The organism is Hymenobacter pini (genome assembly GCF_020421205.1).
Lineage (GTDB): Bacteria > Bacteroidota > Bacteroidia > Cytophagales > Hymenobacteraceae > Hymenobacter > Hymenobacter pini.
Map to the genome: position 1 here is coordinate 681,147 of NZ_JAIZZH010000002.1, position 20,402 is coordinate 701,548.

The 20,402-nt window shown below is 58.7% G+C and carries 20 protein-coding genes and 1 tRNA gene; 7 read left to right on the top strand and 14 right to left on the bottom strand.

Annotated features, from left to right (window positions below):
* Positions 1-5: 5 nt before the first annotated feature.
* Positions 6-914 (bottom strand): gliding motility-associated ABC transporter ATP-binding subunit GldA, encoded by a 909-nt coding sequence (gene gldA, locus LF252_RS09510; protein WP_226269347.1) that lies wholly within the window; start codon positions 912-914, stop codon positions 6-8.
* Between the two features lie 114 nt (positions 915-1,028).
* Positions 1,029-1,721 carry an SDR family oxidoreductase gene (locus tag LF252_RS09515; RefSeq protein WP_226269348.1) on the bottom strand — a complete coding sequence of 231 codons (693 nt, stop codon included), beginning with the start codon at positions 1,719-1,721 and terminating at the stop codon, positions 1,029-1,031.
* Between the two features lie 85 nt (positions 1,722-1,806).
* Between LF252_RS09515 and LF252_RS09520 the strand changes: the two genes are divergently transcribed.
* Positions 1,807-2,511, top strand: coding sequence for a GIN domain-containing protein (locus LF252_RS09520; RefSeq protein ID WP_226269349.1), 705 nt, complete (start codon positions 1,807-1,809; stop codon positions 2,509-2,511).
* Between the two features lie 435 nt (positions 2,512-2,946).
* Here LF252_RS09520 and LF252_RS09525 read toward each other — a convergent pair whose 3' ends face one another.
* On the bottom strand, positions 2,947-3,657 hold the full coding sequence (locus LF252_RS09525) for an SDR family oxidoreductase (protein WP_226269350.1): 711 nt from the start codon (positions 3,655-3,657) through the stop codon (positions 2,947-2,949).
* A gap of 114 nt (positions 3,658-3,771) precedes the next feature.
* On the opposite strand from LF252_RS09525, the gene LF252_RS09530 reads away from it, so the two are divergent.
* Both LF252_RS09530 and LF252_RS09535 read left to right on the top strand, forming a co-directional pair.
* Entirely contained in the window at positions 3,772-4,503 is a 732-nt protein-coding gene (locus tag LF252_RS09530) for an MlaE family ABC transporter permease (RefSeq protein WP_226269351.1), read from the top strand.
* 93 nt (positions 4,504-4,596) lie between these two features.
* Entirely contained in the window at positions 4,597-5,406 is an 810-nt protein-coding gene (locus LF252_RS09535; protein WP_226269352.1) for an ABC transporter ATP-binding protein, read from the top strand.
* Positions 5,407-5,493: 87 nt separating this feature from the next.
* On the opposite strand, the gene LF252_RS09540 is transcribed toward LF252_RS09535, so the two are convergent.
* From LF252_RS09540 to LF252_RS09555, 4 genes are all read right to left on the bottom strand, one after another.
* Positions 5,494-6,042 (bottom strand): YfiT family bacillithiol transferase, encoded by a 549-nt coding sequence (locus tag LF252_RS09540; protein ID WP_226269353.1) that lies wholly within the window; start codon positions 6,040-6,042, stop codon positions 5,494-5,496.
* A gap of 97 nt (positions 6,043-6,139) precedes the next feature.
* The gene (locus LF252_RS09545) at positions 6,140-6,760 is read right to left on the bottom strand and encodes a bifunctional nuclease family protein (RefSeq protein WP_226269354.1); all 621 of its coding nucleotides are present in this window, start codon (positions 6,758-6,760) and stop codon (positions 6,140-6,142) included.
* 102 nt (positions 6,761-6,862) lie between these two features.
* Entirely contained in the window at positions 6,863-7,840 is a 978-nt protein-coding gene (locus LF252_RS09550) for an electron transfer flavoprotein subunit alpha/FixB family protein (protein WP_226269355.1), read from the bottom strand.
* Between the two features lie 118 nt (positions 7,841-7,958).
* A complete protein-coding gene (locus LF252_RS09555) occupies positions 7,959-8,699 on the bottom strand; it encodes an electron transfer flavoprotein subunit beta/FixA family protein (protein ID WP_226269356.1) in 741 nt (246 codons plus the stop codon).
* 75 nt (positions 8,700-8,774) lie between these two features.
* On the opposite strand from LF252_RS09555, the gene LF252_RS09560 reads away from it, so the two are divergent.
* The 4 genes from LF252_RS09560 to LF252_RS09575 all read left to right on the top strand — a co-directional run bounded on the left by LF252_RS09560 (position 8,775) and on the right by LF252_RS09575 (position 12,785).
* Complete coding sequence (locus LF252_RS09560) at positions 8,775-9,116, top strand: tetratricopeptide repeat protein (protein ID WP_226269357.1); 342 nt, start codon at positions 8,775-8,777, stop codon at positions 9,114-9,116.
* 214 nt (positions 9,117-9,330) lie between these two features.
* A complete protein-coding gene (locus LF252_RS09565; protein ID WP_226269358.1) occupies positions 9,331-10,008 on the top strand; it encodes a response regulator in 678 nt (225 codons plus the stop codon).
* Between the two features lie 157 nt (positions 10,009-10,165).
* Positions 10,166-11,515, top strand: coding sequence for a HAMP domain-containing sensor histidine kinase (locus LF252_RS09570; RefSeq protein ID WP_226269359.1), 1,350 nt, complete (start codon positions 10,166-10,168; stop codon positions 11,513-11,515).
* 184 nt (positions 11,516-11,699) lie between these two features.
* Entirely contained in the window at positions 11,700-12,785 is a 1,086-nt protein-coding gene (locus LF252_RS09575) for an efflux RND transporter periplasmic adaptor subunit (protein WP_226269360.1), read from the top strand.
* 48 nt (positions 12,786-12,833) lie between these two features.
* On the opposite strand, the gene LF252_RS09580 is transcribed toward LF252_RS09575, so the two are convergent.
* The 7 genes from LF252_RS09580 to LF252_RS09610 all read right to left on the bottom strand — a co-directional run bounded on the left by LF252_RS09580 (position 12,834) and on the right by LF252_RS09610 (position 20,283).
* Positions 12,834-13,538 (bottom strand): RibD family protein, encoded by a 705-nt coding sequence (locus LF252_RS09580; protein WP_226269361.1) that lies wholly within the window; start codon positions 13,536-13,538, stop codon positions 12,834-12,836.
* A gap of 115 nt (positions 13,539-13,653) precedes the next feature.
* Positions 13,654-13,741, bottom strand: a tRNA-Ser gene (locus LF252_RS09585).
* 69 nt (positions 13,742-13,810) lie between these two features.
* The gene (locus LF252_RS09590; protein WP_226269362.1) at positions 13,811-14,860 is read right to left on the bottom strand and encodes an asparaginase; all 1,050 of its coding nucleotides are present in this window, start codon (positions 14,858-14,860) and stop codon (positions 13,811-13,813) included.
* Positions 14,861-15,009: 149 nt separating this feature from the next.
* Positions 15,010-15,795, bottom strand: coding sequence for a TatD family hydrolase (locus LF252_RS09595; protein WP_226269363.1), 786 nt, complete (start codon positions 15,793-15,795; stop codon positions 15,010-15,012).
* A gap of 274 nt (positions 15,796-16,069) precedes the next feature.
* Positions 16,070-18,343 (bottom strand): glycoside hydrolase family 3 C-terminal domain-containing protein, encoded by a 2,274-nt coding sequence (locus tag LF252_RS09600; RefSeq protein ID WP_226269364.1) that lies wholly within the window; start codon positions 18,341-18,343, stop codon positions 16,070-16,072.
* A gap of 223 nt (positions 18,344-18,566) precedes the next feature.
* A complete protein-coding gene (locus tag LF252_RS09605; protein WP_226269365.1) occupies positions 18,567-19,667 on the bottom strand; it encodes a glycosyltransferase in 1,101 nt (366 codons plus the stop codon).
* Between the two features lie 4 nt (positions 19,668-19,671).
* Entirely contained in the window at positions 19,672-20,283 is a 612-nt protein-coding gene (locus tag LF252_RS09610; RefSeq protein ID WP_226269366.1) for a polysaccharide deacetylase family protein, read from the bottom strand.
* Positions 20,284-20,402: the final 119 nt, after the last annotated feature.

Sequence of the window (20,402 nt, forward strand, 5' to 3'; positions counted from 1 at the left end):
AAAGATTACTTCGTCAGCTCCTGAAACACCTGTTCCAGCCGCTGCTCTTCCTGGCGCAAGCCCAGCAGCACCCAGCCCTGGGCGGCGGCCAGACGCGAAATGGCCCCGCGCTGGTCGGTGCCGGGGCGGGCCTGGATGCGGTAGGTACTGCCGGTTTCGGCCTCCACGCCCAGCACCCCGGGCAGGGCCCGCAACGGGGCCGGGTCGATGGGCAACTCAAACTCGGCGCGGATGATGGTTTGGCCGGCGGCGCGGGCCCGCAGCTCCGACACGGGCGAATCGGCCACGAGGCGGCCCCGGTTGATGATGACGGCCCGGCTGCACAGGGCTTCCACCTCGGGCAGAATGTGGGTGCTGAAAATGACCGTTTTATCCTCACCCAACTCCTGAATAAGGCTGCGGATTTCGCCAATCTGGTTGGGGTCGAGGCCGGTGGTGGGCTCATCGAGGATGAGCACGCCGGGGTCATGCAATAGCGCCTGGGCCAGGCCCACCCGCTGACGGTAGCCTTTCGAGAGGGCGCCGAGCTGCTTGTTCTGCTCGCGCCCCAACCCTACCCTATCCACCAACTGCCGCACCCGCTGGCGCAGCGTGCTGCCGCCCAACCCGTGCACCGAGCCAATGAATTCGAGGTACTCGTGCACGTACATATCCAAGTACAGCGGGTTGTGCTCGGGCAGGTAGCCCACCCGGCGGCGCACCTCCAGCGGGTCGGTCTGCACATCGAAGCCTTCCACTACTACCGTGCCCGCCGAAGGCGGCAGGTAGCCGGTGGCAATCTTCATGGTGGTGGACTTACCGGCCCCGTTCGGCCCCAGAAACCCCAGAATTTCGCCCTTCCCAACCGAGAAGCTGATGCCATCCACGGCAGTCTGCGGACCGAAGGTTTTGGTGAGGTTGGTTATTTCTACCATATACTATATTTCCAACCTGTCATCCTGAGCGGAGCGAAGGACCTTATCACGTAGGCCTAAATTACTGTAACGTGATAAGGTCCTTCGCTCCGCTCAGGATGACAGTCGTGTTTTTTACTTTACCAGCGTGGGCCGCATCTGCAGCTCCGACACCATAACGGTTTGCGGGGCTTCCAGCGCGTGCACAATGGCGGCGGCAATATCTTCGGGCTGCATTTTGTGTGGGTCGGGTTCCTGGCCGGGCTCGTTACCGTTGAAGTTGGTTTCTACCGAGCCGGGCATTACGCAGGTTACGCGTACGCCCTGGGGGCGTACTTCCTTGAATAGGGCATCGGAGAAGCCGCGCACGGCATACTTAGTAGCGCAGTAGCCGGCCAGGTTGGCGGTGCCCGCCGTGCCGGCCAGAGAGGCCACGTTGATGATGTGGCCCAGCTTCTGCTTTTTCATCTGCGGCAGCACGGCGCGGGTGCAGTAGAACAGCCCGTGCACGTTGGTATCGAACATCTGATGCCACTGCTCCGACGAAAACCCGTCAACGGGCCCGAAATTGCCCAGGCCGGCGTTGTTCACTAGCACATGGATTTCCTCGCCCGCAGCCTTCACAGTGGCCTCGTAGGCCTTCTGCACGTCGGCTTCCTTACGGATGTCGCACTTGATAAAGTGGAAGCGCGGGTGCTTGAAGTCGTCGGGGGCGGTGCGGCCCCAGCCAGCCACCTGCATCCCCTTTGCCAGCAGCAACTCGGCGGTAGCCCGCCCAATGCCTTTGCTGACGCCTGTGATAATGGCTACCTTGCCGCTGAGGTCCATAGTGCCGAGTTATATGGTGTGGTCAGATTTGAAGATGCAAGTTAGCGGGCCGGGCCGGGTTTTGCGCGCCCTAGCCCTATGCGGCTTGGTTACTTGCCTGTTGCCGGGTTGCAGCAAGGAAAACGAAGCCGGCTGTTTCACCAGCACTGGCAGCATCATTACGGAGCGCCGCAGCCTGCCGCCGTTCCGGGTACTGACTACCTACGACAACGTGCAGGTAACGGTGGTACAGGATACGGACACCTACGCCGAAGTACGGGCCGGCAAAAACCTGCAGGACGATATTCGGCTGGAAGTAAAAGGCGACGAGCTGATTATCCGCAACACCAGCCGCTGCAATTGGGTGCGCCGCTACGACACTCCGCGCGAGGTGACGCTGCACACGCCTCATATCACCAGCACCTTCCTGCGCGGCCAAGCCGATGTTCGTACCGAGGGCACTTTCAGCCAGGACACCATCTTCTTCCACCTCATCGGCTCCGGCGACTATCACCTGAACCTGCGCAGCCAATACGTATGGATCAGCCAGTACGAGTTGGGCGACTTGTACCTGAGTGGCACTTCGCAGGAGTTGCACCACACGCTGGGCGGCAACGGCAGCCTGTACGCGGCTGATTTTTCCATTGCGGACGCCTACCTCTATACCAACTTCGACAGCAACGGTAATCAGCACGTGCGAGCTGCCCAACGCTTGGTGGGTACGCACGCGGGCACGGGTACCGTCTTTTATACCCTCCACCCTCAGATAAACCTGAAAGTTACGGGCAAGGGTAAACTCCAACCCGAATAGGTGCGCTCTGATGCTTTCTGCTTCGTTTCTGCTTCCGGCCCTAGCCTACGGCCTTCTTCTGCTGGTGATCTACAAAGGCCAGTTGAGCATTTCCGGTTTTTTTGTACCAGTGCTTGTGGCCGTATGTGGAATGGGGCTAGGCTTTTTGTTCAAGCTTCAACACTGGAACGGAGCCTCTCACCTACTGATAGGAAGTGGCCTACTACTCGTTGGAATATATGGGGTATGGTGGAGCCGTAAACGGCAGCGCCAACGGCTGGATTGGCTGAAGCTAGGGTATGTGGTAGCAGTAGGCCTTTTCAGTATTTCAACGGGGTGGGGGTGGCGGCCGGCGTTGCCCTGGCTTGGAAGTGTGGTGCAGGCCACCTTATGGGCAGTAGTGCTTGACTTCTTGTACATCGCCTACATCCGCCGCCCCACCCCTCCACCGGCTGCCTAAATATCCCCCAGTTGTGGCCGAATCAGCAGTTCCTCCACCACAGCCTGCGACGATAGGGAAAAGGCTCCGAAAATAGCTTCAGCGACATCCTCAGCCCGGATGAACCGCTCGGCAGGCAAGTTTACCCCTTCCCAGCTAGCCGTGAGCGTGGCCCCCGGCAGCACGGCCGTTACCCGAATGCCAGCTTCTTTAAGCTCCTCGCGCAGGTTGCGGGTGAAGCCCAGCAGCGCGTGCTTGGCAATACCATACGAGCCGCCGTTGGGGTAAGCCGTAATGCTGGCCGTGGAACAGATATTGAAAATGTAGCCACTACGCTGGGCCAATAGCCCCGGCAGTAAGGCCTGTGTTACATCGTAGGCGCTGAGCAGGTTTACGTCAAGCATCCGGCGCAGTTGGGAGCCGTCCAGAGGTTCATCCTGCAACCGGCCGGGGACAAAGGAGCCCGTGTTGTTGATGAGTACCTGCACCGGTCCCTGTTGCTGCACAAACTCTGTGAAGCGAACAGTATCGGCACGCCTGCTGAGGTCGGCGGCGAAGGTGTGCAGCACGGCTCCGGGAATCAGCTCGGCGGCAACGGCTTGCATAGCTTCCAAGTCGGACTGAGAACGGGCACAGGTAACTACCGGACAGCCGGCCCGCAGAAACCGAAACACCAATGCCCGCCCGATTCCTTTGGTGCCTCCCGTGACAACGATATTTTTTTGCATTCCTTTGATTGCGGAAATGGTTTTTACGTAAGCACAGCGGCAGCCCGCCCCAACGGCTGGCCGGCCTCTGCGTAACCGCTGCAAGTTTCGCTTTTCCTTTTGTTTTTCGTTTGTATGGTCAAAGCCTTCGGTGAATTTCTGCTCTTTATTCAGAGCATGCTCACGCGGAAAGAACGCCTAGCGGTGCTGTGGCAACGCACCCTAGATGAGTGTATTATCATCGGTATCAACTCCATTTTCATTGTGGCCATTGTATCGGCCTTTATTGGAGCCGTAACCTGCGTGCAGATTGCCTACAACCTCACCAACCCGCTTATTCCCAAAAGTACCATTGGGTACATGGTGCGTGAGATGACTATTTTGGAGCTGGCCCCCACCATCACCAGCATTGTGCTGGCTGGTAAGGTAGGCTCCAGTATTGCGGGCGGTCTGGGTACCATGCGCATCACCGAGCAGGTATCGGCGCTAGAGGTAATGGGTATTAACTCGGCCTCTTACCTGGTGTTTCCGCGCATTCTGGCCTCCATGCTCATGTTCCCACTGTTGGTGGTGCTGGCCATGGCGTTGTCTATCATCGGCGGCTACCTGGCGGGGTCCCTCACCGGGGCGTTATCGGCTCAAGAGTACATTGAAGGCATTCGCACCGATTTCATCCCCTACAACATCGTGTTTGCCCTCATCAAATCGGTGGTATTTGCCTTTTTGGTATCGGCCATTTCGTCCTTTAAGGGCTTTTTCACCCAGGGCGGCGCACTGGAAGTTGGTAACGCCAGCACCACGGCTGTAAATAACTCCATCATCGCCATTCTCATTGCCGACTTCGTACTAGCGGCGGTGCTTCTGTAAGTTTCTAGTTGCTGGTTGCTGGTTTCTAGTTGTTTTTCAACGCCATACTCCAACCGCAACCAGAAACTAGAAACCAGCAATTAGAAACTTAAAATGATTGAAGTTCATAACGTCCAGAAATCCTTTGATGGTAACCAGGTGCTGAAAGGCATTACCTGCACCTTCGAAACGGGCAAGTGCAACCTGCTGCTCGGCGGGTCGGGTACCGGCAAATCGGTGCTGTTGCAGTGTATTGTGGGCCTGATGAAGCCTGACCTGGGCAGCATCACCTTCGATGGCACGGTGTTTACCAACAACAAGGTCCAGATCCGCCAGGAAATCCGCCGCAAAATTGGCATGCTGTTCCAGGGCTCGGCGCTGTTCGACTCCATGACGGTGCAAGAAAACGTGGAGTTTCCCCTGAAGATGCTGGCGCCGGAAATGGGTCGGGAAGAGCGGCGCGACCGGGTAGAGTTCTGCCTGAAGCGCGTGGGCCTAGAAAACGCGGGCCAGAAAATGCCTTCCGAAATTTCGGGCGGCATGAAGAAGCGCGTGGGCATTGCCCGCGCCATTGCGCCCAACTGTACCTACCTGTTCTGCGACGAGCCCAACTCCGGCCTCGACCCGCTCACCAGCATCAAAATCGACGAGCTCATCCACGAAATCACCCACGAGTACAACATTACCACCGTGGTTGTAACCCACGACATGAACTCCGTGGTGGAAATCGGCGACCATATCATCTTCCTCTACAAAGGCCTCAAGCTGTGGGATGGCAACAAGGATGAAATCCTGAACGCCCAGGTTCCCGAGCTCAAGGAGTTCATCTTCAGCAGCAGCCTGGTACGCGCCGCCAAAAAAGTGGACGATGAAACCGAAGGCGGCCTCGCCGCCGCCACCACCGACGAAGCCATCAATATTTAGGCCCCAAAGCGAAAAGAAAAAGCGCTTACAGAACCTTGTGCGGGGCCTGTAAGCGCTTCTTCTTTTCGCTTCGACTTCTTCTCTACCCTATCGTCTCCAGCCTTCCCGGCGTACCAACTCAGCAATGTGCCCGAGATGGTGCCGGCCGTGCCAGGCATACAAGACCAATACCTGATCCAGGGTAAAGGTGCGCTTTGATTCCGGGTGGAAGTAGGTGCGTTGCCACTGCATTTCATCCATGCCGCGCAACAGCTTTACCCAGCGAATGTGCAGGGCTTCCAGCAGCGCCAACGATACGGCGGGCGGCGTGGTAGCCACGTCCGGCAGCTCAGCCCAGGCCGCTTCGTCGTAAGGACGGATGGTAGGGTTATCCTCGGTGAGGGCCAGCCGGAAGCGCGTGTACGCGTTGAGGTGCGAATCGGGCAGGTGATGTAGGACTTGGCGCACCGTCCAGCCGCCGGGGCGGTACGGGGTATCCAGCTGCTCGGAGCTGAAACCCGCTATAGCCGCCCGCACTTGGTCGGGCAGGGTGGCTATCTGGGCCATATAGGCAGTGCGGGCGCCCCGGTCCAGGGGCTCGTCGGGTAGCACGGGGTGGCCAATGGGGTAGCGCAAATCAGGAGTAGATGCTTCCATGAGGGGGAGGAAAGAGGTGAAGGCTGACAGCCGCTGCAAACCAAAAGCCCCGAACAGCCAAGTAGGTGTTCGGGGCTTATAGCAAACAGACAGCGGCTTAGCCGTTGTTACGCTTATTCAATTCGTCGCGAATTTTGGCGGCTTTTTCGTAATCCTCGCGCTCCAGGGCCTGCGCCAGCATTTTCGTCAGCTCATCCAACGACACCTGCCCGCTGGGCTCTTTCGGCTCCGCAGGCTTAGGCGTGGGCCGGTCGTTGTCGTCATCCTCGTCCGTATCGTCGTCGTCCTCATCGGCGTTTTCGTCGAGGTCCGACAGAATGATACCGGCTTCACTGAGTACGCTCTCCACCGTAAAGATGGGCACTCCAAACCGCAGACCAATGGCAATGGCATCGGAAGGGCGGGAGTCCAGCTCAAAGGTGGTAGCTCCGTCGGAGCACACAATTTTGGAGTAGAACACGCCTTCTTTCAAGTCCGAAATCAACACCTCCAGCACCGTTACGTGCACCTGCTCGGCAAACGACTTGAACAAGTCGTGGGTGAGCGGACGGTTGGGATTGATTTTCTCGATTTGAATGGCAATGCTCTGCGCCTCAAACATGCCGATGATGATGGGCAGACGCCGGTTGCCGGTCTTCTCACCCAGAATCAGGGCAAAGGAGCCCGACTGTGACTGGCTGGAGGATAGGCCCAGAATTTCGAGCGGTATTTTTTTCACAAGTAGAGTCTTGGAGAATGTGCTGGTGTGAAGAATGCAAAAATGTGCGAAACCCGGGACTCGCCGCAGCGAATTTCCCGCATTTCGCACATTTACTTCACATTAGTTCAGTTCTTTTACCGCTTGCGTGAGCTTGGGCAGCACGTCAAACACGTCACCCACGATGCCGTAGTCAGCCGCCTTGAAGAACGGCGCCTCGGGGTCTTTGTTGATGACCACAATGACCTTCGAGGAGTTTACGCCGGCCAGGTGCTGGATAGCCCCCGAAATGCCGCAGGCAATGTACAGGTTCGGCGACACGGTGATGCCCGTCTGGCCTACGTGCTCGTGGTGAGGGCGCCAGTCAACGTCTGATACGGGCTTGGAGCAGGCCGTAGCCGCACCCAGAGCCTTGGCCAGATCTTCAATGAGGTGCCAGTTCTCGGGACCTTTCATGCCACGACCACCCGAAACTACTTTGTCAGCCTCGGGCAGCAGAATACCGCCGGCCTGGTCCTGCATCACTACCTGCTTGGGAGCATCCGCAAAGTCAGCATCCGACAGCTGAGCCGAGAAAGCCTCCACCTGAGCGGTTTTGCCAGCCTCGTGCAGGGCTTCGATGGAGTTCTTTTTAACGGCAATGATTTTCCGGTCACCTTCCAGCTTCACGTCGGCAAAGGCTTTGCCCGAGAAGGCACCGCGCTTCACCGTGAACGAGCCACCGTCGGTTTTGGGCAGCTCCACTACGTTGGTAGCCAGCGAAGCCTGCAGACGGATGGAGAGGCGCGAACCTACGGCAGCGCCGATGTTGGAGTTAGCCAGTACAATCACCTTGGCATCCTCTTTCTGAGCGGCGGCGGCAATCAGCTTGGTATAAGCACCGTTCACGAAATCTTTCAGGCGGGGCTCAGCGTCGTGCAGCACCTTGGTGATGCCCTGCTCGCCCAGCTTGGCCAGGTTAGCCTCGGTGGCTTCGCCCACGGCTACGGCCGTGGCCGTGGTGCCGAGCAGCTGCGCTACCTGGCTGCCATACGAAGCCACTTCCAGCGAAGACTTCTTTACTTCGCCGCCGTCACATTCAACAACTACTAATACAGACATTTCTTTCTTTAGAACTTAGACAGTGAGAACTTAGAGCCTAGTTTTGATCAGAGGCGAACGAACTTGACTGTTTGAAATTGCAGCTAAGTTCTGGACTCTAATCTCTAAGCTCTCCCAACTAGATAACCTTGGCTTCGTTGCGGAGCAGTTTGATGAGCTCACCGGCGTTTTCGGCGGGGATGAGCTTTACACCTTGCTTAGCCGGGGGCAGTGCGTAGGTCGAAACTTCGGTGCGGGCGGCGTCGCCGGTGGGCTCCACCACTTTCAGGGGCTTGGTACGGGCCGTCATGATGCCGCGCATGTTGGGAATGCGGGGCTCACACATCGGCTGCTGGCAGGAAGCCACGAAGGGCGTGTTTACCTCTACAATTTCCTTACCGCCTTCGATTTCACGCTCCAGCGTGGCGGTGTTGCCGCTCATGTCCAGCTTCATGGCCGGGGCCACCGTGGGAATGCCGAGCAGTTCGCCCACCATGCCGTGCACCTGGAAACCGTTGTAGTCGATGCTTTCCTTACCCATCAGAATCACGTCGTAACCGCCGTCTTTGGCGATGTTGGCAATCTGCTGGGCTACGAAGAAAGCGTCTTTGGGGTGGGCATTTACGCGGATGGCGTCGTCGGCCCCGATGGCCAGGGCTTTGCGGATATTGGGCTCGGTATCAGCCTCGCCTACGTTCAGCACCGTAACGGAGCCGCCACCCTGGGCTTCCTTGAGCTCAATAGCGCGAGTGAGTGCATACTCATCCCACGGATTAATCACGAATTGAACGCCAGCCTTGTTAAACTCTTTGTTATCAGGCGTAAAGGTGATTTTGGTAGTCGTGTCGGGCACGTTGCTGATGCAAACGAGAAACTTCATCTACGGCTGCTTATGGGGTAGAAACTAGGAGAAAGTGCCAAATTTGGGGGCGAAGATACTTAAAACTCACGCCCCATGGAAACCGCACCGAGCCGCCTGCAACAACTCCTGGCCTTTTACCAGGACGACCCCACCGATGCCTTTACGATTTATGCACTGGCTACGGAGTACCGGACTACGGAGCCGGAGCGGGCCATGGACTATTATCAGAAGCTGCTCGATGAGCATCCGGAGTACGTGGGTACGTATTACCACGCCGGGAAGATGCTCCAGCAGCTAGGAAAGCCCGAAGAGGCCGAAAAAGTTTACCGCAAAGGCCTCACCGTAGCCCGCAAAGCCGGCCAGATGCACGCGGCCAGCGAAATTCAGCAAGCCCTCAACCAGTTGCTGGGCCTGGATTATGAGGACGAGGATTAGAAATGAAGTGTTGGATAGGTGGACTGTTAAATGGCTGAATGGGTAGACGGGTGAATGATTATACTGTCATCCTGAGCATAGCGAAGGACCTCACCACGTATGCGTTCCGTCACTAGCCGTTCTGCTATTATAAGGTCCTTCGTTGCACTCAGGATGACAGTATAACCGTTCAACAGTTCATCCATTCAACCATTTACCCGTTCACCCATTCCCTATGAAAATCCTGCTGGTTGAAGACGAGCCGAAAGTATCTGCCTTTATCAAGCGGGGGCTGGAGGAAGAAGGGTTTGAGGTGGAAGTGGCCTACGATGGCCGTTTCGGGCGGCAGCTGGCCCTATCCCATTCCTACGAGCTGATTATTCTGGACGTGATTCTGCCCTACTTCAGCGGGTTGGAAGTGCTGGAGGCCATCCGGGCGCAGGACCAGCAGACGCCGGTACTCATGCTCACGGCCCTCGGCACCACCCAGGACAAGCTGCACGGCTTCGATGGCGGCGCGGACGACTATTTGGTGAAGCCCTTCGACTTTCCGGAACTGGTGGCCCGGGTGCGGGCCCTCACCCGCCGTCGGGGCCAGCAGGCCAAAGGCTCCACCCTCACCTTCGAGGACCTGACGCTGGACACGGCCGCCAAAACCGTGACGCGGGCGGGCCAACCCATCAAGCTCACCGCCCGGGAGTTTGGCCTCCTGGAACTACTGCTGCGCCACCCCGGTCGGGTACTAAGCCGGGCCGAACTGGCTGCCGACGTGTGGGAAGATTCCTTTGATGCCGGCTCCAACGTGGTGGACGTGTACGTGAACTACCTGCGCAACAAAGTGGATAAAGGCTTCTCGCAGAAGCTAATTCATACGGTGGTGGGCATGGGCTACGTGCTGCGCGTGCAGGAATAGCCTGAAGCAAAATGAAGAGAGTAGCATACTATTAAAATGTCATGCTGAGCTTGGCAACCTCAGCACGCGAGATTCCTTGGCAAGCTCGGAATGACGGTCACGTATAGCCTGTGCGTAGCGTTTCTATTTCCCCTCTCCCTATTTTCCTCTTTGCCGCATGACCATCCGTAACCGACTGACGTGGCTGTTTCTGGGCGTAGTGGCCGTAATCCTGCTGGCGGTAATGACCACTATTTACGTGCTGCAGGCCGATTACACCCACGAAGAGTTTCACCAACGCCTGCGCGACCGGGCCGAGGTGACGGGCTACGTGTTTCTGGAGCAGGATGAGCTACGGGCCGAAGCCTTCCGGGAGTTTCAGCGCCGCTACTTGCGCACCCTCACCGGCGAGGTACTGCAGATTTATAACAGCAAGCTGGAACCCCGCTTTATTGCCGAGGACGTTCGGATTCAGATTCCGGAGAATATTCTGGCCCGCATCCTTACCGAAAAAGAGGTCTACTTTGATTTGGGCCCGCGCCAGGCTGTCGGCATCTTTTACAGTGACAACCAGGGGCAGTTTATCATTGTAGCCGCTGCCCAAAACCGTTCCGGGGCGGCCCGCCTGGAACACCTAATTCTGATTCTGACGGGCATTTTTGTGGTAAGCCTCGTGGTAATTTACGTGGCCGGCCGCGTGTTTGCCGGTAAGGCCCTGGCTCCCATTGCCCGCGTAAACGACCAGGTAGACCGCATCACCACTCAGGATCTGCACCTGCGCGTGGATGAAGGCATCAGCCATGAGCAGGACGAAATAACCCGTCTGGCCCGCACCTTCAACCGGATGCTGGAGCGCCTGGAGGAAGGCTTTGAAACCCAGCGCACCTTTGTGAGTAACGCCTCCCACGAGCTGCGCACCCCACTCACGGCTACCATTGGCGAGCTGCAAGTGCTGCTGAACCGGGAGCGGGACCCCGCCGCCTACCGGGAAGGCGTGGCATCGGTACTGCACGAGCTGCAGCAGCTCAAGCTGCTCATCAACAACCTACTGGACCTCACCCAAACCAATACCGGCGCTACCGACGACATTCGGCTGGATGAGTTGCTGTGGGAGGCCCGCGAGGCTGTGCTACCGGAGCAGCGCCGCCGGGTGCAGATTACCCTGGGCGAATTACCCGAAGATGCGGAGCAGCTGGAGCTTCAGGGAAACCGCCAGTTGCTTAGCCGGGCGCTGACCAACCTTCTGGATAACGCCCTCAAGTACTCTCCCACTGACAAACCGGTGGAAGTGCGGTTGGATTACCGGGCAGGCCGCCGCTACATCCGGGTTCAGGACCACGGTATCGGCATTAGCGAAAAGGCGCTGCCGCAAATTTTTCAGCCCTTTTTCCGGGCTGATAACGCCCGCAATGTAGTGGGCCACGGCGTGGGCCTGCCCCTGGCCCGCAAAATCATTCAGCTACACGGCGGGGACCTTCTCGTCCGCTCAAAAGCAGGCGAAGGAACGGTAGCAGAGGTAGTTCTGTAGCGCCGACTTGCTACTGCTGCTGGCAATAAGCCGAGTTACCAGGAGTATAATGAAACCCATTTACACTTATTTTTTACTGTGAATATTCACCTAAAATTCACTTTCTAATCCGTTTCTAATCTACCTCTAACCCTGCCCTAATACCAGCGGCGTAGGCTTGCATTCCATTCCAAGTGCATTGCTTATGAACCGCTTATTTCATTTTACCAGCTTAGTTCTGTTACCCTCCAGCCTGGGGCTGATTGGCTGCACTGAGGAAGTAGCGGAAATAGTGCAGCCCGTTGCTACTCAGTCGCCGCTTGCGGCGCAGCTCGCTACTGACTCGGTGCGGATGGCTCCCGTACAAACCCAACTGCGCCTGACAGGGCAGATAGCCGCCAACACCGACCAGCTAACGGAAGTGTATGCCCTGGCGGGCGGAGTAGTAGAGCAGGTGCCCGTATCGTTGGGCGACCAAGTTGCGAAGGGCCAGACACTGGCAGTAGTGCGCAGTGCGCGGGTAGCCACGCTGGAACAGGAAGCCACCGATGCTGCCGTTTCGCTGGCAACGGCCCGGCAGCAGCTGGCCGCAACGAAATCGATGCACGCCGATGGCCTAGTTTCGGAGCGGGAGCTGGCCCAGGCCCAGGCCGCGTTGCGCACGGCCCAGGCCGAAACTAATCGGGTACAGCAGCAGCAAGCCGTTTTCACTACGGCCCAAAACCGATACGTGGTGCGGGCACCTCAGGCGGGCACCATTACCGCCCAGCGCATCAGCGCCGGCGCCCAGTTCACCCCCGACCAGGTTGGACCACTATTTACCCTCGCCAACCTGGATGAGGTGTGGGTGTTAGCCGACGTGTTTCAGGCCGATATCAACCGGGTGAAAGTTGGGCTGCCAGCCGAAATCCGAACGCTGGCCTACCCCAAGCAGGTATTCACCGGCCAGGTAGACAAGGTGTTCAACCTACTCCGGGCCGAAGGCCGCAGCCTGCAAGTTCGGATACGCCTGACAAACCCCGGCCATCTGCTCAAGCCCGGCATGTATGCCCAAGTACAGCTTACCAACACCACTCCGGAGCAGCTGCCCACCGTGCCCGCCGGCAGCCTGATTTTTGCCAACGGGCGGCGCTACGCCATGGTGAAGCAACCCAATGGCCAGCTTGCTACCCGGGAAGTAGTGCCGGGCCATACCGTAGGCAACGTCAGCTACGTGCGTAGCGGCCTTGCTCCCGGCGAACAGGTAGTAACTACTAATCCCCTGCTGGTTTATAAGGAGTTGAACGACTAGAGGACCAATGGCTGGAGTTACCAAGCCTTTGGCCCTGCATGGTCCGAATTATGCAGCCCTAAACCGGTATTTCAGCCACACCACATCGTTATCCAGCTGTTGCACCTGCGTTAGGTGCAGGCGCGTGGCGGGCCCTTTTTTCAGGTAGTCACTGACCTCAAATGTGGTGGGCGACTTCAGGGTGCCATCGGCAATTGGGAGGATCAGAAGGCTCAGCTCATCAATGAGGCCGGCATTGAGCAGGGACCCGTTGAGGTGGCCGCCGCCCTCCAGCATCAGCGTTTCAATGGGAAACAGCTCGGCCAACTGCTCCAACACTGAGGCAAAGTCAATTTCGTTCTTGCCCGCAAACAGGTAAGAGATACGCTGGCGCTGCAGATAGTACAAATACTCGTCGCTGACCTGCTCCGTCAGTACCTCCACGATATGGTCGCCACCGGTGGCGTTGCTGTTCCAGCCCAGCTTACCGTGCGCATCCACAGCCACGGCAAAGGACGTGGCGTTGGGGTCGCCAATGAACGGCTTTCGGGCAATGGGATGAGGAGCGGGCTGCAGGTCGGGCTTGGCACCTTTTGAAAAGTCACGCTCCATTGTGACGCGGCCGCACATCCAGGCTTGGCTGGTGAAGGTATCGTGGTACTTCTCGAAGTAGCCGGAATAGGTATCGGTGAGCTGTTGGTCCTGCCAATTGGCGGCCAGAATTTTGCCGTCCACCGTGGACATCATGTGGCAGATTACGTGGGGTCGTTTCATAGTAGGCCTTCAACGGAAAAGTAGCCCGTTGGATGGCCAGCACCGGCCGGGAATTTAAAAGGCAGCAAACCGTGAAACAAAAAGCCCGTTTGCAGCGTGCAAACGGGCTTTTATGCAGAGAGGATGGGATTCGAACCCACGATGAGCTTTAGACCCATACACACTTTCCAGGCGTGCTCCTTCAACCACTCGGACACCTCTCTGGGTATTGCGGGAAGTGGCGCAAAATAACACCCGATTTTCGGGATACGCAAGCAGGCTGGTGCTTTTGGCTACAGTATTGTGATTTCGCCGCGCAGGTCCTGGGTAAGTAGCTGGCGGGTAAGGGCGGGTTTCTCATTGAGGCCCAGCACAAACATGAGCTTGGTTATGGCGGCTTCCACCGTAATATCGGCCCCACCAAGTATACCCATTTCGGTGAGGTAGGCGCTGGTTTCGTAGCGGCCCTGCATCACGCGGCCTTCCTCGCACTGGCTCACGTTCAGGAGCAGCACGCCCCGCTCGGTGGCGGCGCGCAGGGCCTGCAAAAACCACGGGGCCGTGGGGGCGTTGCCAGCTCCATACGTAAGCAGCACCGCTCCGCGCAGCCCAGATGCCTCCAGCTGGGCCCGGAGCATGGTTTCAGTAAGGCCGGGAAACAGGTGGATGATGGCAACGTTTTCTTCCAGCTGCTGATGCACCTGCAATGGCGCAGCGGGCAGTGGCCGGATCTGCTTGTCGTTGAACTCCAGCTCTATACCCGCTTCGGCCAGGGGCGGGTAATTTTCGGAGCGGAAGGCATTATACTGCTGGCTTTCCACCTTCTTGGCCCGGTTACCCCGAATGAGCTGGTCGTTGAAAAACAGGCACACCTCCGGTACGCGCACGGTGCCGGCCTCGGGGTGGCGGGCGGCGGCCATTTCTAGGGCAGTTATCAGGTTGCGGCGCGCATCGGTGCGGATGCGGCCCACGGGCACCTGGGCCCCGGTAAATACGACCGTTTTGCCCAGGTTTTCGAGCAGGAAGCTGAGCGCCGCCGCCGAGTAGGCCATGGTATCGGTGCCGTGCAGCACCACGAAGCCGTCGTACTGGTCGTATTTCTCCCCGATGAGGGCGGCCAGCCGCAGCCAGTCCTGGGCGGTTACGTTGCTGGAGTCGATGGGGTCACCGAGGTTGGTAACATCCACCTGCATGTTCAGCTGGCGCAGCTCGGGCATCTTCTTCCGGATCTGCTCGAAATTCATCGGCACCAGCTCGCCGCGCTTATTGTAGGCCATCCCGACGGTGCCGCCGGTGTAGATGATGAGAATGGAGGTTTGGGGGTGGGTTTCAGCAGCTGACACTAGCAGGTGGTTGGGTGGAGCGGCAAGTTAGCAACCGAAACAGAACGTCATTCCGCGCGGCGTGAGGAATCTCGCGTGCTGAGGTTGCAGAGTAATTCTGACCTCAGCACGCGAGATGCTTCGGCTGCGCCTCTGCATGACAGCCGAATTTACTGCTTCAACCGGCTGGCTTCCCCGAATAGCTCCAACGTGTTGCGGGTGGTGGCGGCGGCCACTTCGGCGCCGGTCAGGCCCATGATTTCGGCTACGCGGTAGGCCACCAGCGGAATGTAGGCGGGCTCGTTGCGCTTGCCGCGGTGGGATGTGGGGGCCAGATAGGGTGCGTCGGTTTCCAGCAGCAAATGTTCCAGCCCAATACCGGGCAGCACCTTGTCGAGGCCACCGTTTTTGAAGGTAGCCACTCCCCCAATACCCAGCTTGAAGCCCAGGCGGATAACTTCCTCAGCTTCGGCCTTCGTACCGGAGAAGCAGTGAAACACGCCCCGTAGCGTACCATCCTGGGCGGCCGTGATGATGTCGGCGGCTTCGCGGAAGGCCTCGCGGGTGTGCAGTACCAGGGGCAGGTTGTGCTTTTTGGCCAGGGCTACCTGGATGCGCAGGGCTTCCTGCTGCTCGGCCAGCATGGTTTTATCCCAGTACAAATCAATGCCGCACTCTCCTACTGCCGCGAAAGGCCGGCGGTTAAGCCAGGTTTCCACCTCGTACAGCTCCTTTTCAAACTGCCGGGTTACGTGGCAGGGGTGCAGGCCCATTTGGGCAAAGCAGTGGTTGGGGTATTTTGCCTCCACCTCCAGCATGGCATCAATGCTGGTGTGGTCGATGTTGGGCATGAAAATAGAGTCTACTCCGGCTTCAAAAGCCCGCTGCAGCATATCGTCCTGGTCGGGCCGGAACTGCTCAGCGTAAATGTGCGCGTGCGAATCAGAGAATTGCATGGCGCAAAGGTAAGGCAGCGGGAAGTGGTGAGGTTGTGAAATTATGATGTGGTGAAGTGGTGAAACGTAATTGCGAGGCATGTGGCGCATCAAGCCAGTGTCCGAAGCAATTCGTCCTTTTCAGCGCGCAATGCCTTATCATAGAAAAGCCCCTGACGACCGGGTTGGCATCAGGGGCTTTGGAATAGGTCAAAGTTGGGAGCTTGGGGAAGGACAGATTGCTTCGGCTCTGCCCCGCAATGACGACTGCCTTACCACTTCACAACTTGACCGCTTACAGCTTCACCGTGGCGGTTTGGTGGATGGTGCGGGAGGAGCTACCGGCTTGCAGGGTGAAGGTGCCGGGCTCCAGCACCCACTGCTTCCGGGCTTCATCGTAGAAGCGGAAGGCATCGGGGCCGAGGGTGAGGGTGACGGTTTTCGACTCGCCGGGCTTCAGGAATACTTTCTCGAAGGCTTTCAGCTCCTTTTCGGGGCGCTTCACGCTGGCCTGGTCGTCGTGCACGTAGAGCTGCACTACTTCGGCGCCGGCTACTTTACCGGTGTTGCGCACCGTGAGCGTGGCCGTGGCTCCCTGGCCCGAGGGCTTTACGGTGAGCTTGCCGTACTCGAAAGTGGTGTAGCTCAGGCCGTGGCCGAAAGCGTACTGGGGCGTTACGTTATAGGTATCGAAGTAGCGGTAGCCCACAAACACGTCCTCTTTATAGGTTTGCTTCAGCTCGTTGCCGGGGGTGCTGGGGTATTCACCCAGCTTGTGGGCCGGGGAGTCTTCGAGCTTCACGGGCCAGGTCATAGGCAGCTTGCCGGAGGGGTTCACATCCCCGAACAGCACGTGGGCAATGGCGTTGCCGCCTTCCATTCCGGGGTACCAGGCCTCCACAATGCCCTTCACCTGCCCCTGCCACGCCGATACGTCCATCATGCCACCGCCCAGCAGCACTACCACGGTGTTGGGGTTGGCAGCTACTACGGCCTTAATCAGCTCATCCTGCCCGAAGGGCATTTTCATGTCGGGCTTGTCGAAGCCCTCGGCGTCGTAGGCGTTGTCGCCCCACTTGCTGTAGTCGTAGCCATGGGTGGAGCCGCCCACCACAATGGCCACGTCGGCAGCCTTGGCGGCGGCCACGGCCTGGGCAATCAGCTGAGGGTCGGCCTGCTGGCCCCGGGCAATTTTGTAGCCTTGGGCATACGTAACGGTAGCCCCGGAGCCCAGGGCTTTCTGCAGACCCTGCAGAGGCGTTACCTCATACTTGGCTTTCACCTGGGAGCTGCCGCCGCCCATGGCGTTTTCGCGGGTAGCGTTTTCGCCGATGACGGCGAAGGTTTTGGTGGTCTTCTTGAGGGGCAGAAAGTTGTTGTCGTTTTTGAGCAGCACGATGCCTTCCTCGGCCACTTTCAGGGCCGTGGCATAGTGCTCGGGGGTGTTGTAGGCACCGGGTTTGCGCTTGGCTCCGTCCAGCATGCTGATTTTGTACATCACGCGCAGGATGCGGCGCACTTTATCGTCCACCAGCGGCTCCAGGCTCTTGTCCTTCTTCACCGCCTCCAGGGCGGCATCAGCCAGGAAAAACCGGTCGTAGAGGCTGCGGGTGGCTTGCGCGCCGGTGGCGGTCTGGTCCACGTTGCCGTACATCAACGAGAGGTCAGTGCCCATTTCCAGGTCGGTACCGTTGCGCAGGGCCTTTTGGGTGTCGTGCACCGAGCCCCAGTCGCTAATTACCAGGCCTTTAAAGCCCCACTCTCCCTTCAGAATGTCGTTCATCAGGTATGCGTTTTCGGTGGCGTAGGTGCCCCGAAACTTGTTGTAGGAGCCCATGAGCGTGTACACGCCGGCCTCTTGCACGGCAGCCTTAAAGCCCGGCAGGTAAATCTCACGCAGGGCCCGCTCGCTCATTTCCACGTCGATGTCGTTGCGGTGGGCCTCCTGGTTGTTGGCCGCGTAGTGCTTCACGCAGGCCGATACGCCCTGGTCCTGTACGCCCTTGATGTAGCCCACTACCATTTTGGTGATGAGGTAAGGGTCTTCGCTCAGGTACTCGAAGTTGCGGCCATTGAGGGGCGTGCGGATGATGTTGATACCGGGGCCGAGGATGATGTCTTTGCCCCGGGCGGCGGCCTCACTGCCCATTACGGTGCCGAAAGCATAGCCCAACGCGGGATTCCAGGTGGAGGCCAGGGCGTTGCCTACGGGCAGGTAAGTGCCGGCGTCGTTGGCGTTTTTCACGCCTTTCCAGTCCCGGCCCTGCTCGGGGCGCACCCCGTGGGGGCCGTCGGAGGTCATGATTTCCGGGATATTCAGCCGCTTGATGCCCCCGGCCGCGAAGGCGGAGTTGGCGTGCAGCATGGCAATCTTTTCTTCCAGCGTCAGCTTTTTCAGCAGGGCCTCAATCTTGGCTTCGTTGCCCAGCAGCTCCTGCTGGCGGTTGGCTGAGGCAGCCGGCTTTTTGCTGACGGATGAAGATGCAGTTTGCGCAGTTGATACGAGCGGAGCCGCGCAGAACAAAGCTGCCGCCAGCAAAGACGCACGGTGGGATGGGAAACGAAACATGGACTGTTAGATGGGGAATGAAGACGGGCAAATCTGCAGCCCGGCGGGTAACCAAATGTAAAGCCCAAATTCCCCTAAATCCAGCCAAAAAAAGGCTTTTCACTTACCTCACCACCCGCGTTAATCAGCAGCAATACGCTTACATCACACGCAACCGCGCCCCGCTTAGTGGCAGACTTATCCCAACTCGCACGTAGCACGCGGATAAAAAACAATCCTTTTTTTACCGGTACTGCCGGCCTTTCCACTCGAACCGTAGGGGTAGTAGCCGGAATACCACCAGGCTGCCGGTCAGGGCTAGTGTGTAGAGTTCGAACAGGAGGAGCAGCTCAAGTGGCGGCCGACGACCCACCCGCCGGAAGCACTTGGCCGCCAGCCAGCCCTGCAGGCCTATCTTCGCTGCCCATACTCCTGCTGCCCAATGCCAGCCCGCCACCACCGCCAACACGGCCAGCAACGGGTAAAACGAGCCGTATAGGGCCAGGCAGGCCTGCAGCCAGCCGGGCAGTTGCTCTACCCCACGCAGCCACCGCCGCCGCTGGTGCAACAGGCCGCGCCAAGTGTACATGGGCAACGACTCGGCCAGTACTTCGGGTTGGAACAGGTTGCGGTAGCCGTAGCCCTGGCGCAGAATGGCCTTGAACAACTCGAAATCTTCGGTGACGGAAAACGGCAGCGCCTCGTAGCCGCCGGTAGACTCGTAGGCAGCACGGGTAACCAGCATATTGTTGCCCATGGCCGTTACGGGCCGGCCCAAATCGGTAACTACCTGCACCAACCCCAACGAAATCAGCCAGTCGAGGCCTTGCAGACGGTGGAACAGCCGGGGCCCGGTTACCAGCGTGAGGCCCGTAACGCTGCCGATGCCGGGCCCGGTGTGGGCCAGCAGCCCAGTTAGCCAGGTAGGTGGCACGGCAATATCCGCGTCGGTGATACAGAAGTACTCCGTGGTGGCGGCCCGGGCTAGATGGGCCAGCACGTTGGCTTTGCCCCGGGCCGTGCCCAGGGTTCCGGTGATGGGTAGAATCCGGAACGAGCCGGCGTACCCCAGCATAGCAGCCTCAGCTACACGGGCAGTAGCATCAGTAGAACCATCATTACCGAGCAGCACTTCTACCAGCGTGGGCGGGTACTGCAGTTCCCGGATGGCTTGCAGGCAGCGGCCGATGGCGGCTTCCTCGTTGCGGGCGGCAATGAGGATGCTCACGCGGGGCAGCGGCTGCGGGGGTGGTGGCGTAGTGGGTTTATCGCGCCCAAATAACACCGTAGCTGTGAGCAGCAGACCAAACCAGCCCAGAAAATACAGCGTGAGGAAAACCAGCATTCGGCTACAGTTTATCGAAGCGGTAGCCGAGGGCGGCGAAGTGTGCCAAGTAACGGGGCAGCACGTAGCGCAGGTTGCGGCGGGCCTTCAGGCTGTCGTGAAATACCACGATGGAGCCGGGCCGGGTGAGGAGAATGGCAGTAGCTAGGCACTGCTCCGGCGCAAAATTTGGGTCGTAGTCGCAAGTAAGTACGTCCCACATCACTACCTGATGGGTTTGGTGCAGTTGCCGGGCCAGGCCGGGGGTGATGCGGCCGTAGGGGGGGCGGAGCAGCGGCCGGGTCTCGGGCTGCACGTCTGCCAGCACCAGGCGGCACTGCTCCACGTCGGCCAGGTACTCGGGCCGGGAGTGACTCCAGCCACTGATATGATGATATGTGTGGTTGGCCAGCCGGTGCCCACCCGCCAGCACCTGCCGGGCTACCGCCGGGTGGCGGCGCACGTTTTCGCCCACGCAGAAAAACGTGGCCTGGGCCCCAAACTGCGCCAATTGTTCCAGCACAAACGGCGTTTCCTCCGGAATCGGGCCGTCATCAAAGGTCAGGTAGATGACCCGCTCCGTGGCCGGCATCGTCCAGAGGCACTCCGGAAACAGCCGTTGCACCAGGCCAGGCATTCGGTGTAAGTGCATCTTCGCTTTTCGGTGTTCGTTTGCTGTTTTCTGGTGTTCGTTTTGGTTGTCGATTGGTTGTTATCAGTTGCGAGTGGTCTTTTCCCAATAACTGATAACTAAAG

Bases quoted from the DNA above. Each gene is read 5' to 3' on its own strand.
- gldA (WP_226269347.1), bottom strand. From the start codon at position 914: ATGGTAGAAATAACCAACCTCACCAAAACCTTCGGTCCGCAGACTGCC.
- LF252_RS09550 (WP_226269355.1), bottom strand. From the start codon at position 7,840: ATGTCTGTATTAGTAGTTGTTGAATGTGACGGCGGCGAAGTAAAGAAG.
- LF252_RS09565 (WP_226269358.1), top strand. From the start codon at position 9,331: ATGAAAATCCTGCTGGTTGAAGACGAGCCGAAAGTATCTGCCTTTATC.
- LF252_RS09530 (WP_226269351.1), top strand. From the start codon at position 3,772: ATGGTCAAAGCCTTCGGTGAATTTCTGCTCTTTATTCAGAGCATGCTC.
- LF252_RS09610 (WP_226269366.1), bottom strand. From the start codon at position 20,283: ATGCCTGGCCTGGTGCAACGGCTGTTTCCGGAGTGCCTCTGGACGATG.
- LF252_RS09580 (WP_226269361.1), bottom strand. From the start codon at position 13,538: ATGAAACGACCCCACGTAATCTGCCACATGATGTCCACGGTGGACGGC.
- LF252_RS09570 (WP_226269359.1), top strand. From the start codon at position 10,166: ATGACCATCCGTAACCGACTGACGTGGCTGTTTCTGGGCGTAGTGGCC.
- LF252_RS09555 (WP_226269356.1), bottom strand. From the start codon at position 8,699: ATGAAGTTTCTCGTTTGCATCAGCAACGTGCCCGACACGACTACCAAA.
- LF252_RS09515 (WP_226269348.1), bottom strand. From the start codon at position 1,721: ATGGACCTCAGCGGCAAGGTAGCCATTATCACAGGCGTCAGCAAAGGC.
- LF252_RS09595 (WP_226269363.1), bottom strand. From the start codon at position 15,795: ATGCAATTCTCTGATTCGCACGCGCACATTTACGCTGAGCAGTTCCGG.
- LF252_RS09605 (WP_226269365.1), bottom strand. From the start codon at position 19,667: ATGCTGGTTTTCCTCACGCTGTATTTTCTGGGCTGGTTTGGTCTGCTG.
- LF252_RS09560 (WP_226269357.1), top strand. From the start codon at position 8,775: ATGGAAACCGCACCGAGCCGCCTGCAACAACTCCTGGCCTTTTACCAG.
- LF252_RS09535 (WP_226269352.1), top strand. From the start codon at position 4,597: ATGATTGAAGTTCATAACGTCCAGAAATCCTTTGATGGTAACCAGGTG.
- LF252_RS09575 (WP_226269360.1), top strand. From the start codon at position 11,700: ATGAACCGCTTATTTCATTTTACCAGCTTAGTTCTGTTACCCTCCAGC.
- LF252_RS09540 (WP_226269353.1), bottom strand. From the start codon at position 6,042: ATGGAAGCATCTACTCCTGATTTGCGCTACCCCATTGGCCACCCCGTG.
- LF252_RS09525 (WP_226269350.1), bottom strand. From the start codon at position 3,657: ATGCAAAAAAATATCGTTGTCACGGGAGGCACCAAAGGAATCGGGCGG.
- LF252_RS09600 (WP_226269364.1), bottom strand. From the start codon at position 18,343: ATGTTTCGTTTCCCATCCCACCGTGCGTCTTTGCTGGCGGCAGCTTTG.